Genomic DNA, 13,669 nt, shown 5'->3' with positions numbered 1-13,669 from the left:
GGGAGACTGCATGACCGAACAAGAAGTCAGACGCTACTTGCGCCAAATGAAGGAAGAAGACTCGGAACGGGCTTTTCACAGTTTCTACAATCTGTGCTACGACCGCTTGTTCCGTATTGCCTGCTATTTCGTGAAGTACGAAGAGTGGGCGCAAGAAATTGTGCTCGACGTCTTCATGAAGCTTTGGGAACAACGCGCCCGGTTGCCGGAAGTGAACAACATAGAGGATTACTGCTTTATCCTTACCAAAAACGCCTCCCTCAATTACCTGGAAAAAGAGAACCGACACCCTACACTCTCGTCCGAACAGCTTCCCGAACTTTCCGGCCAGGCCGATTCTCCCGAAGACACTCTTATCAGCGAAGAACTGTTTGCCCGATATGTCAAGGCGCTCGACCGCCTGCCGGAGCGTTGCCGTGAAGTATTCATCCGTCTGCGCGAAGAGAAACAAAGCTATGCACAAGTGGCGAAGGAGCTGAACATCAGCACAAAGACAGTAGACGCGCAACTGCAAAAAGCACTCACAAGACTCAAGGAAGCATTGCTGACGGAGTGAACTCTGCTTCATCTTCCTCGCAAGAAGCCCCGTATGCATATATGAGATGCACATCTCGAACCGCATGAGATGCACATCTCGCACAACATGAGATGCACATCTCATGCAGACTTTCCCTATTGATTGAAACAGAGAAGCAAGGAAGTCACACGTAGGCAGGACGGACTTTCACGGACAAAGAGCTTTAGATTAACATTATTTCAGGATATAGGCATAGGGAATTCCTGAAAAGGAGCTGTCTTTACATGCAGAAAAGGAGTCATAGGCTCTTAATAAATTGCCAAAAATGAAAGTGAATAACGAGAATTTCGACAAGGTACTGAACAAACTGGTTGCTTCTACCCGTTCCCCACGAGGACGCTTTACGGCAGAGAACAGCTGGAGGCTGCTGGAAAGCCGTTTGCTAAAGCGCCGCAGCATGAAGCGGTTCTGGATGCGTACAGCCAGTGCCGCAGCCGTAGTCCTGCTCTGTGTAACGAGCTGGGCAGCCTATCAGTTCTTATACGTAGCACCACAACGGGAAGCCATTCCCACAGAAGCCATACATACTACCGAGGAAACCCAAGTAATCCATAGCGTACTGACATTCGATCAGCAACCCTTGCAGGAAATCGTCCGTCAACTTTCCGAAACGTTCCGTACCGATATACGTATCGAAGGAGACAGCCTGAAGAACTATCATATGACAGCTACCTTCCGCGAAGGGGAGAGTCTTACAGAAATCCTCGACCTACTGAAGGACGCCGGCAACTTTACCTATAAAAAAGAAAACAACACTATTATCCTTACTACTAAACTTAACTGACAATGACCAGCTCTACTATCTGTTCGCACCACCGCATCAGAACCGTACTTCTGATGTGTGTGGTTCTTTTAAGCGCCTCACTCCATGCACAGGCACAAAACAAGGAAACACGTATAAACCTGAATATCCGTAACGCAACTTTAGAGAGTTTCGTGAAGCAACTGGAAAATGCAACCGGATTCTCCTTCATCTATGGGGAAGAAGTAAAGCTCACGCACCGCATCACACTGGAGATGAAACAAAAGAACATCAGTGAGATATTACAACGTGCCTTTGAAAACGAACCCATCACGTTCGAAATATCCGGAAAGCACATTCTACTCCATAAGCGACCCGTGCCGCAGAAACCCGTTAGCCGTAAGTTCACCATCAGCGGATACGTGACCGACGGAGCGTCTTCCGAGACGCTGATTGGTGCCAATATCCTTGAGAGTCGTCGTTCCACAGGTACTGCCACCAATCCTTTCGGTTTCTATTCCCTCACCCTGCCGGAAGGGGAAACGGAACTGGTTTTCTCCTACCTGGGCTACGAAAGCCGGCATAGCCGGTTCGAACTGACGAAAGACACCTTACTCAACGTCAGGCTGGACAGCAATAACCAGCTGGCAGAGGTCGTGGTGCTCTCGGACAAGCGGGAGGCCGGCATAGAAAGCACAGCCATGGGAGCGCATGAGATACCGATGACACAAATCAGGCATACCCCGTCCATATTGGGAGAAGCCGACCTGCTGAAGACCATTCAGCTGATGCCGGGCGTGCAAGCCGGCATGGAAGGTTTTGCCGGCATGTATGTGCGAGGGGGAGGTCCCGACCAGAACCTGGTTATGCTGGACGGAATTCCAGTTTACAACGCAGACCACCTGCTGGGAGTATTCTCCATCTTTACGCCCGAGGCGGTAAAGAACACCACACTCTTCAAAAGTTCTTTTCCTGCCCGCTACGGCGGGCGTCTTTCGTCTATAGTAGATGTACGGACCAACGACGGGGACATGCATAAATACCACGGCGCATTCAGCATAGGCCTGCTGACGGACAAACTGCATATCGAAGGCCCTATCTGGAAAGAACGGACCTCCTTCAGTTTCAGCGCACGAGCCATCCCCACCCTATTCTTCAAAAATCTCATTGTAGACAAAGACGACACCTATTCCGACAAATACAACTACTATTTTTACGACGTCAATGCAAAGGTCAATCATAAGTTCAGCGACCGTAGCCGCATCTTCCTCAGTTTCTACAAGGGGAAAGACCACTATCATTATGACAGTTACTACCACGGTGACAATTACGACAACAGCATTAAGAATTATTCCAAGGACAACAGCCATCTGAATTGGGGAAACACCATCGCCTACGGCCGCTGGAACTATGTATTCAACAGCAAGCTGTTTTGCAACACCACCGTCTCATACAACAAATATGAGATGGGGCTGGACGGAAACATGGAAGATACCTATACTGTCGCCAATAAAGTACAAGACAGATACTATTACTCCTCCAAGTTCAACTCCGGTATCCGTGACTGGAGTGCGCGTATGGACTTTGACTACACCCCCATGCCGCAGCACCACATCAAGTTCGGTGCAGAGTACATCCACCATACGTTCCGTCCGGGAATAGCTACCTCGAAAATACAAGATATAGATAATGGCGCCCTCCAGGAAGATACGGTTTACAATACCAGCAACAGCCATGCCATGCGCGGACAAGAAATCTCCCTTTACGCCGAAGACAATTTCAATGTAAACGCCAGGCTCAGTCTGAATGCAGGTGTACGCACATCGCTGTTCCACACACAAGGGAAAAGCTACTATTCGCTGCAGCCCCGCCTTTCCGCCCGCTATGACCTCGGACAAGGATATTCTGCCAAAGCATCCTATACGTGCATGGCACAGTATGTGCATCTGCTGTCCTCTACTCCGCTGTCTATGCCTACCGACCTCTGGGTACCCATTACCAAAGACATCAGTCCGATGTATGCCAACCAGTTCTCCATAGGAGGCTACTATTCCGGACTGCCGGGTTGGGAGTTCTCCGTCGAGGGATATTATAAACAGATGAAACACATACTTGAATATCAAGACGGTGTATCCTTCTTCGGCACCTCTACCAACTGGGAAGAAAAAGTGGAAATGGGCGAAGGCCGCTCCTTCGGTCTGGAACTGATGGTACAGAAAACATTGGGTAAGACTACCGGCTGGCTGGCATATACCCTATCCAAGACCGATCACCGTTTTAAGAACGGTACCATCAACCAAGGCCGATGGTTCCCCTACAAATATGACCGCCGCCACAGCATCAGCCTCAATCTCAGCCATAAGTTCAGTGACCGCATTGATGCAGGAGCTTCCTGGATATTCAATACCGGTGGATGTATCACTATCCCCGAAAAGGCTACTATTATCGTCAGCCCCGATGGAGTCATCGAAGAGACCGGCTACATCTCCGGACGCAACAACTATCGCCTGCCTGCCAGCCATCGTTTGAACCTAGGTGTTAACTTCAACAAAAAAACCAAACATGGCATACGCACCTGGAATATCAGTATCTACAATGCATACAATGCCATGAATCCGAACATCGTTTACAGCAAATACAAGAAAAGCAGTTATCTATACCAACCGGATGGTAATGGAGGATTCATAGAACATAAAGAGGAAGGGAAAATCAGTATCAAAAAACTGACCATCCTGCCCTGCATCCCTTCAGTTACCTATACTTACAGATTTTAAACACATCAGCATATGAAGATCCAAATGAAATTACACCTATTATATATAGTAGCTATTGTCTTGTTGGCATCATGTGAAAATGAAATTCCTTACAATCCAGACAACCAACAACCGCTACTCATCATGAATGCCCAACTGGATACAGGAAAAGACGTTAATGAAGTCTTTCTGCACTTGAGCAAGGGCAGCAGCATAGTACGTTTGAACGAAGCTACACTGACCTTGTTTATCAATAACCGCATTGCTGAAACTCCTCAAGCACTGACACCGGAGGAAATCTTCGGTCCACCGGAAAATTATCCGGAAGACGCCATCTTTGTATACGATGCTATCTTGTATAAGCTGTTTCGCCTCAACACCCCTTTGCATCCCGGCGACAACATACGCCTAGAAGCCACTGCCGAAAACGGAAAATACCATGCCAGTGCCGAAGTCACCGTGCCGCAACCGATAGAGAGCCTGCACGTGGACACTTGCTTGGCCTACCTGCGCGAGTACAGCGGACAAACCCTTTACCGCCAATACAAAATTACATTGCAAGACCGCCCCAACGAGAAGAACTACTACCGGCTGGACATTTGGAATGACCGTAGTTACTATTGCAAATGGAAAGAATACCTGGAAGATGAAAACGGCAGCCTCATCAAAGTGGAAGACGAGGACGGCTCTTGGCATTGGGCCTCCATACCCAGAGACACTACCATCCTTGCTCCCCGACAGAACGAAATCATCAACCGGGAAGATGTTATACTGACTGACGGCCACCCTGGCAACTATGATGATGAAGAAAATGAATTGTTTCCCACCATAAATAACAAATACAACATATTCAATGATAACACTTTCCGTGATTCGTATGCCACATTAAAAGTATATACCCCTCTCTACCAAGAATATTATCCGGTAGAGGGACACTACTACGACCATATATCCCGCAAACAAACCATCACCGTACGGCTGCTTAGTATCACTGAAGCCGAATACCGCTACCTGAAAGCCTTAAACTGCCTGGATGATGGGGATTACGACAATACTTTAATGGAACCTATCAGTCTGCCTTGCAACGTCATAGGTGGATTAGGCTTTGTGGGAGTCTGCTCTGAAAGCAGAGTAATCATAGAATTGCCCGAAACTGTTTGGCAATAACATTTTGACTAATAAAAATCCTTTTATCCATTACAATAAACTGAATTTCATTTAACCTACATTACATTCGTATTACAAAAAGCATCCAAATAAAGCATTTTCACACTACAAAATTGATTTAAGTCAAGAAATGAAGGTATAAACTACACTTTTTTACGTATTCATTTTTGTGTTATAAAACATATACCTATATTTGCATAGGTAAAAAGAAAAAGCTAAGCGCTTAGAGAGTTTTCAATAGGTATTAGATTGAGATTAGTTTTTAGGAATAACAATTAAAAAGTAGGTATTATGAAACGTTTAGGATTAACATTAGTGGCAGCAGTCTGCCTGACTGCTACAACATTTGCAGCAGGAAACCAACCTACAACTGCAAAATGGGAAGGTAATATCAACATAACAAAGTTGAGCAAGTATTTGAATCTGGATTCCAACCAGCATGAAGAAGTGGCAAACATCTGCGAATATTTTACAGAACAGATGGAACGCGCTACAAATTCCAAGAAGAATCAGGAGAAGTTACTCCGTAATGCAGTTTATGGTAATCTGAAGTTGATGAAAAAGACTCTGAATGAAAAGCAGTATGCTGATTATGCCAGAGTATTGAACGTCACACTGCAGAACAAAGGTATCGAAGTGAAATAAACTTCGCTTCTGATAAATACGAAAATAGTATTTGATAAATAAAAAGGCATTGGACTTTAGAGGTTCAATGCCTTTTCTTTACGTCAACGCCACCAAAACCTGCGGCGTCAACTCCCTAACCAAATAATTCTTATCACTTTACAAGCAGAATCTGTCTTGCAGCTCTTTCTTATACTTTCTGGAAACCAGCAGTTCCGTCACTTTGTCAAATGGTGGATAAAGCATGCATTTGCTATCCTTTATAATCATCAGATAATCAATATTGATAATATACGATTGATGTATCTGCACGAAACTGGATGAATATTGAGTAATCTGCTCAGCAGTCATTCCGCGACGCAACACCAACGGCGGCTGGTTGTTTAGTATCACCTCCCATTGTTTACGCTCGGAACAATAGCGAAAAAAGCCGATTTCAGCCGGACGCAACGCACGCATATCATTAGTTGGCGTAAATACGATAAATGTCTGTCCGGTATGCAACGGTGCACCAATGGGATATGACATTCTCTGCCCAGCCTCTGCCTGCTCTACAAAACGCGCAAGAATATCCCGCAACTCCTGCTCTTCAAAAGGTTTCAGCAGATAGTCGAACGCAGCCTCCCGGATAGCCTGAATCATGTACTTATCATAAGCCGTATAGAAAACAATCCGCATATTCCACGAAACACTGTCACGTATTTCCTGCAGTAATTCCATTCCAGTCATGTCCGGCAATTCCACATCCAAGAACAACAAATCCGGCTGTACCTTGGCAATGAGTTTTTTCCCTTGTTTACCATTACGGGCAGTTCCTTTCAAAAAGAAGCGTGCATCCTTTCCCAATTCAAAACTCAGATTCTCAAGAGCCACCTCATCGTCGTCAACTATTGCAACCTTATATTTATCCATGTTCCTTTTATGTTTTTCTTCTCGCGAATATATACATAATCCTACTCCCATACAAAGCAATAGAAGGTCATTTACGGACTATTTGTCTGTAAATATGCCTATCCTTGCAAAAAATAAGATTAAACGGTTCTTTTAAATTCTGTAATCGTAGTTGTCAGGCAGCCAGAAAGTCACCTCACAGCCCATCTCACCACTCTGTAGAGAGACATTGTACACCGAAACATCAATGGCCTCCTTGTTCTTATTGTTGAGAATCTGAATGGTCTGCATAATGACTTTCATTCCCGTCCCCGTGCCCCGGTTCCGACTGTCCGGACGATAACCGCCACCATTATCCGTTATCTTTATACAGATACCGCTTCCCCGGCGGCAGACCGAAACCCAAAGATTACGTTCACCTTCCTTCTCGCGCAACGCATGCTTCACTGCATTTTCAACCGGAATTTGAATCATCATAGACGGAATCCTTATTTGCTCCGGCTGCACATCCTTTTCTATCTTCAGTTCCGAATGAAAATCCGGACCTAAAGAACGGCGTTCCAGATTAATATATGTTTTCACAAAATCCAGCTCCTCTGCCAAGGTTACACACAGTTGTTCCGCCAATTCCAGATTGCGACGCATCAGTTTTACCAGCGACGAAAGCTCTTGCTTTTCTTCCACATTCCGCTCCGCCATCTCCCGGTTCAGCATATTGAAGATGAAATGAGGGGACAAGCGGTTACGGATATTCTCCAGACGAAGTGTAGAGACTGTGCGATGATTCCGTGCAAGCAACAAAGCACGTTTCTTTTTGCTGTACAGATAAAGGAAAACCGCCGTCAATATAGATACAACAGCTACAGCAAACACGACAAACTGTGTCTGCCTCAGCACCAGCACCTCGTTTTTCTGCTCCTGAAGCAAAACCCGATGTGCCATCAAGGTAGAATCCTGCTGATAACGCAAAGTCAAGTCTGCCGTACGCATCCGGACACGCTCATTCCTGATAGAATCATCAAGCAGGTTGTTCCTCTGCAGATAGTGATAAGCCCTCTTGTAGTTGCCGGTTTCCTCGTAAAACTGCTGAAGGTATTTATTACGGATATGTACCATATCAGGGTCGATGCCCGGAGGGACTACACTCTCGGACAATAAACGACGTGCCTCTTGAAAGTCTTTCTGAAGCAGAGCCAATTCTATTTTCTGCGTATCGATATAATATAGTGCAGTACTCACCCCCATTTCCTCAAAAAAAAGTTGGCATTCATTTATATATTTAACAGCCAAATCAACCTTATTCAGTTGAAGATAACAGTCTCCTAAATTCAACCTCCCCAGATTAAGTTCAAAACTCATATCAGCATATCCTTCGACTAAATCAATAACCTTTTGGAAATATTTTATCGCTGTCTGGTAATCCTCCCTATAATAGTAAGAAGTCCCTCTATTATTCAAATAAATATATTTTTCATAAGGTAGCATACTGTCATAGCTTTCTCCTGCCAGATTATAATAGTAATCACACTGTTCAAAATCACGCATGGTAACATATACTTGTGCCAAACCATAATAAATGGGAGGTTTCTTGGTAGAAGCTATATGCAAAGAGTCGCACATCAATAAAGCTCTCCTATACCAAGCTGCCCCTATATCCAATTTTCCTAAACGGTTATTCGCATCAGCAAGATTCATCAAAATATCCGGCACCACTTCAATCCTAGTCCCTCTCATCCGTAATTCATAAGCCTTCCGGAAACAAATTTCGGCAGAATCCATATTCCCAACACGTGCAAAGATATTTCCCTTCATATTGAAACATTCAGACTCCAAATCTGCCATTTGAGAAGAACTATGCTGCCTTTCTATAAAGTCATGTATCTGCTGGATTACGATTTGTGCCGAATCAAGCTGTGAAGTAATCAAATATGTTTTCAGTGTCATTGCCAGATAATTATACTTGACCAAGCTATCCTTTGCCTCTTCCATCTTTTGAAAAGCCTTCAGCCTTACCTTTCGGGGCACAATGGCCACAGAATCTCCATTTATATGGGAAAAATCCTCAAAAGCTCTCATTTCTGTGTATACGTCCTCTTTATCTCCGGGCGCACAAGCTCCTAGAAGCACAAACCCTAATATCCAATAAATATAAAATCGAATTCGCTTATCCATCCTCTCTCCCATGTTTCTCGTAATTAGATTATTTATTCAATACATCTGCAAACTTAAAATATTTTTGCGAAATACCGTCAAGCATAAGGTGTATTTCTCAACCACAAAAGAGCATACGCTACCGCTTTATTAAAACGAAACAAAAAATCACATCATAGTACAATATTTAGCTACATAAACCATTGAAACAACATTTTAGTACATTTCAAACTTTTTCTCATTTTCTTATTTACATTTTTATTAATTACTTTGTGGATAAAGAATTGCGAATATACTCAATCAAACAAAATAATACAATCACACAAAGAAAGGCTGTTTCCAAAAGAAAACAGTTCTTTTACATAATTTATAAGTTCTATGTTAGACAGTGGACAAATCATAGCAGATAGATACGAGCTACTCAAACAACTAGGAAGAGGAGGATTTTCTGAAGTTTGGCTGGCACAAGACAAACTTACGGATGTTAAGGTCGCCATAAAAATATATGCTCCAGGGATGGGGCTTGACGATGCGGGGATATCCCTTTTCACACAAGAGTTCTCCCTCGTATTTGATATGAATCATACCAATTTACTGCATCCTACTTATTATGACTGCTGGGAACGGATGCCATACCTGATTTTGCCTTTTTGCAAAAACGGTTCGGCCTTCCAATACCTTACTGACAACAACCGGATAACAGAAACGGAAAGCTGGCATTTGCTCCATGATGTTGCAGAGGGACTGGCTTATCTTCATGCAAAAACTCCCCCGGTTATCCATCAGGATATAAAACCCGATAATATTCTGATTAATGATGAGAATAGGTATATGATTACGGATTTCGGAATCAGCGCACGGATTAGAAGTACATTACGCAGGAACCAAGGCCAAGAATCCAGTGGAGGAACTTTGGCCTATATGGGACCAGAACGTTTTGGTCCATCTCCCGCCCCTATTATGGCTAGTGACATTTGGTCATTGGGAGCAACAATGTATGAGCTTCTAACCGGTATGCCGCCCTATGGCGATCATGGAGGCGTATTGCAAAAAAACGGTGCAGACATTCCACTTATCAACGAAGACTTTTCTCAAGAATTAAAGGATATCATTTACAAGTGCCTTGCCTTAAATCCATGGGACAGACCCACAGCCAGACAAATTGCAGACTACACTTCCCAACATATCAATGGAAGTCCCGTCCCCTTTAGCCTGTCAAACAACAGCCATGATACTTTGCAAGAGGAAGAGGACAAAACCCATGAGGATTCCATTAGCGCACACTCTTCTGACATAAATAAGATGTCACCCTATCAAGACAAAGGGAAACGCAAAAAAGTTATAGTCGTAGCAGCAATCACAGCTATATTCGCAACAATTGTCATCATCTTTTCGCTAATAAGCGGCAAAGAACCAGTAGTGGAATCCATACCGGAACCGACTCCAACGATTGATTACGACAAAATGTGTCTGTCAATCATTCAAGAAGGCGAAAACTCTAAAATACAAGGAGATGTTTTCCGATTTGACATTGACACTTTAAAGCAAAACAATGATTCCGTATTTGAGGATTTTTACATAAATGCCATTGGCAAATACCGCCAAATAAATTACTACAAAGATTCCATCTCCGCGAAAATATACTTAAATGCAACAGAACTGAAACAGCAAGTAGAGGCCATACTGGATTCTGCCTATCATGTTTTTAAAGAAAAGGCAAATATCATGAAAGACCTTGACCAAGCCGTAGCAGCCCAGGCTTTTGAAGACCGTGCAAAAAAAATAGAACCATATATAAACATAGACAACAATGAAAATGAATAAACTTATCAGACTGATTGTTTTAGCGTTCGCTCTCTCTATGCCAATAAGTATATGGGGGCAATGCGCCTCCATCTATCAAAAGGGAGAGACATACATGAAAAGAGGAAGATACAGAGACGCTATTAAAAGTTTTAAAGCAGCCATGAAATGCGACAGCAATCTGGAGCAAGCATGCAAAAATAAAATCAAAGAGTGTGAGGAAAAAATAAATCCTGCTCCCAAGCCAGCGCCTCCTGCCGAAATCACCAGACTTACCATAGACAGAAAAAGCCTGGAATTTGGGTGTGAGACAAAGACTGCAGAAAGTATAAAAATAGAAAGTCTTCCAGAACAATGGACTGCAATATCAGATGCAGACTGGTGTCAAGTGACTCCCGGTGAGAAGAAACTCTCCATAAGCTGCCAGACCAATTGGCTGACTACCGAACGTAAAGCCACCATTACAATCAGTAATGAAAAGATGAAAGCTACGGTCAGTGTTACCCAAGGTGGCCAAGAAGAATTCATCAATATCGCATTAGATAAATTGGAATTCGGCTCCAAAGGAGAAATTAAGGAACTGCAAGTAGACTCCAATGCCGAATGGGAAGTTGCAGATATTCCTGAATGGTGTGAAGCTATAGCAAAAGACCGTGGCAAACTCATTCTAAAAGTGGGAAAAACCAAGAAGGCCAGAGAAGGAACTCTCATAGTTAAAAGCAAAGGAGGAAAAATATCTTCAATTATTCTTTCCCAGAAAAAGGGAGGTCTATTCTAAATTCATGGTAAACCGACAATGGTGAGAAACTCTGATTTATACAAAGTAATTCCATTATTAAAGTAAAATCTTATGAGATGTATGAATTGCGGTTGGGACAACCATTCCAACACAACAGTATGCCTGAAATGCGGGCAACCTTTGCGAATGCCGGAGAATTATGCCAACAGTCAGGACATTTTTATTTCAAAAGAAGGTCATGGAGAAGCTATACCCAAACCGACAGTATTGAATGTCAGCTCTAATGAAGAAAAATGCAGAAAAACTGTAGTGTTTTCCACAACAAATGAAGAAGAGAATCATTCTACTGTTGTACAGCCAATTATAGAATGTCCCAATTGCAATTACCCGGTAGTAGGAGATTTCACAAGTTGCCCTTGCTGCGGAACTCCATTAAAAAAGGCAAACATATCAACAAACAATGAATACAAAACAATAAGAGTAGAAGAGGAAGCATCTTCCGTTTCTGAAGAGAAAATGCTCTGTCATGAATGTGGAAGTAAGATAGCAATAACCTGCTCTTTTTGCCCGAACTGCGGTGTCCGCGTACATCGGCCAACCATACGCCGACAAATAAAGAACATCACAGAGACAGAACCGGAAACCAAACCTCACTGTTCATTAACAATTATACCGGAAGAAGAAGAGAACATTCTTCCGAAAAGATTTGAATATGAAGGGAACTCCATCATCTTGAACCGGGAAAATACAGAAATGTCTAATCGTACAATCACCTCAAAGGAACAAGCTGAAATAGTTTTCGATGATGGTCATTGGTATCTGCTTGACCGAAGTATGCTCCAAACGACCTATATCCAGGTAAACAGAAAAATAGAAATCATACCGGATGATATCATTGTACTAGGCGACCGAAGATTCAAGTTTGAATGTGACTAAATATAACTCTTGTGAATAACCGGACTGTCGACAGATGTGATTATAATGTAGGGGAATATATCAATAACCGTTATAGGGTTTCCCAAACATTAGGCGAAGGTTCATTCGGTAAAGTATATCGGGTTACGGACAGCGCAAGCAAAGATTATGCGCTTAAACTACTGAGATTATGGGAAGTTCCTCCTGAAATACGTAAACCATTAATGGAACGTTTCGAGATGGAATTCAAAACTGGGCAAATTGATTGTGACTATTTAGTGCGTTCATTGGACTACGGTACAGTTGGAGGCAACCCTTATATTGTAATGGAATACTGTTCCGGAGGAGATTTAACACCTTATTTAGGTTCTGGAAGCAGTAAGATTACTCTAATTTGCCAACAAATTCTAATAGGTTTACATGCTTTGCATACCAGAGGCAAGGTTCACCGTGACCTAAAGCCGGAGAATGTCCTTTTCAAGAGTAACGGAATTGCTGCGTTGACAGATTTCGGTATAGCAGGGGATAGAAACAAACGTATGACTGAACGCAATATTTTTGGTAAACCCAACCAAATCTTCGGGACTTATGCATATATGCCGCCAGAACAAGTGAACCGCATGCGAGGTGAGGCCACTGTCCTACCCACTACGGACATTTTTTCTTTTGGAGTATTAGCCTTTCAATTATTGACTGGCAGTTTGCCCTTTGGCGAATTGAGCAGTCATAATGAATTGGCACTATACCAGAAACGTGGGAAAAATGGAGATTGGAACCGGCAGAAATTGACACAGTTGAAACATAGAGAGCAGTGGCAGCAACTCTTTGCAGGATGTCTTAATCCAGATTTCAAAAAACGTTTCCAGTCTGTGCAAGAGGTATTGGAACACCTGCCAGCAATAAGCCAAGTCCCTATGGAAAGAGGATATTGTCCACCACAAACAGTCAATGGTTTCTGTATACGTATTATGCAAGGTGAAGAGTACGGAAAAATATATCAATTAAGTGAACTTATAAAATATGGCAATAGAATCCTTACTATCGGGAGAGAACGCGACAATCTGCTACATATAACGGAACAGCAAAGTGCCTATATATCACGCCATCATTGCACAATAGAAACAAATCCCGCCACTGATAAATGGATTATTCGGGACGGGCAATGGCAGCAGGAGTTAAAGTTGTGGCAGGAGTCCAGTAATGGGACTTATGTCAATTCCACCCAAGTCACCAAACAAGGGCATATACTGAAAATTGGAGATATCATCTCCATTGGAGATGTAAAAATGAGATTTGAAAACTATTAA

11 protein-coding genes are annotated in these 13,669 nt (G+C 43.1%); 9 read left to right on the top strand and 2 right to left on the bottom strand.

All coding sequences use genetic code 11. From position 1 onward, the window contains the following. Positions 1–10 precede the first annotated feature (10 nt). The 5 genes from DXD65_RS16230 to DXD65_RS16210 all read left to right on the top strand — a co-directional run bounded on the left by DXD65_RS16230 (position 11) and on the right by DXD65_RS16210 (position 5,884). On the top strand, positions 11–556 hold the full coding sequence (locus DXD65_RS16230) for an RNA polymerase sigma-70 factor (protein WP_117887794.1): 546 nt from the start codon (positions 11–13) through the stop codon (positions 554–556). Positions 557–842: 286 nt separating this feature from the next. Continuing rightward, positions 843–1,361, top strand: coding sequence for a DUF4974 domain-containing protein (locus tag DXD65_RS16225; protein WP_005830106.1), 519 nt, complete (start codon positions 843–845; stop codon positions 1,359–1,361). A gap of 2 nt (positions 1,362–1,363) precedes the next feature. Continuing rightward, positions 1,364–4,093, top strand: coding sequence for a TonB-dependent receptor domain-containing protein (locus tag DXD65_RS16220; protein ID WP_233555728.1), 2,730 nt, complete (start codon positions 1,364–1,366; stop codon positions 4,091–4,093). Between the two features lie 12 nt (positions 4,094–4,105). Next, entirely contained in the window at positions 4,106–5,239 is a 1,134-nt protein-coding gene (locus DXD65_RS16215; protein ID WP_117887793.1) for a DUF4249 domain-containing protein, read from the top strand. A 291-nt stretch (positions 5,240–5,530) separates the two neighbouring features. Next, positions 5,531–5,884, top strand: coding sequence for a hypothetical protein (locus DXD65_RS16210; RefSeq protein WP_005830102.1), 354 nt, complete (start codon positions 5,531–5,533; stop codon positions 5,882–5,884). A gap of 138 nt (positions 5,885–6,022) precedes the next feature. Here DXD65_RS16210 and DXD65_RS16205 read toward each other — a convergent pair whose 3' ends face one another. Together DXD65_RS16205 and DXD65_RS16200 are read right to left on the bottom strand one after the other, a co-directional pair. Next, entirely contained in the window at positions 6,023–6,775 is a 753-nt protein-coding gene (locus tag DXD65_RS16205) for a LytR/AlgR family response regulator transcription factor (protein ID WP_005833286.1), read from the bottom strand. Between the two features lie 132 nt (positions 6,776–6,907). After that, positions 6,908–8,938 (bottom strand): histidine kinase, encoded by a 2,031-nt coding sequence (locus DXD65_RS16200; protein ID WP_117887792.1) that lies wholly within the window; start codon positions 8,936–8,938, stop codon positions 6,908–6,910. Positions 8,939–9,283: 345 nt separating this feature from the next. On the opposite strand from DXD65_RS16200, the gene DXD65_RS16195 reads away from it, so the two are divergent. The 4 genes from DXD65_RS16195 (at position 9,284) to DXD65_RS16180 (ending at position 13,669) form a co-directional block, all read left to right on the top strand. Further along, positions 9,284–10,729, top strand: coding sequence for a serine/threonine protein kinase (locus DXD65_RS16195; protein ID WP_057097586.1), 1,446 nt, complete (start codon positions 9,284–9,286; stop codon positions 10,727–10,729). After that, positions 10,716–11,486, top strand: a complete 771-nt coding sequence (locus DXD65_RS16190; protein WP_005830094.1) for a BACON domain-containing protein — start codon at positions 10,716–10,718, stop codon at positions 11,484–11,486. Before DXD65_RS16195 ends, DXD65_RS16190 begins: the two co-directional genes overlap by 14 nt. Positions 11,487–11,558: 72 nt before the next feature. Beyond that, positions 11,559–12,383, top strand: coding sequence for a double zinc ribbon domain-containing protein (locus DXD65_RS16185; RefSeq protein ID WP_005833295.1), 825 nt, complete (start codon positions 11,559–11,561; stop codon positions 12,381–12,383). Between the two features lie 11 nt (positions 12,384–12,394). Continuing rightward, positions 12,395–13,669: an FHA domain-containing serine/threonine-protein kinase gene (locus DXD65_RS16180; protein WP_117887791.1), complete on the top strand. Its 1,275-nt coding sequence runs from the start codon at positions 12,395–12,397 to the stop codon at positions 13,667–13,669.

Source organism: Bacteroides sp. 4_1_36 (assembly GCF_003466325.1).
GTDB classification, from domain to species: Bacteria; Bacteroidota; Bacteroidia; order Bacteroidales; family Bacteroidaceae; genus Bacteroides; species Bacteroides uniformis.
This window is presented reverse-complemented; position numbering and strand designations above follow the sequence as displayed.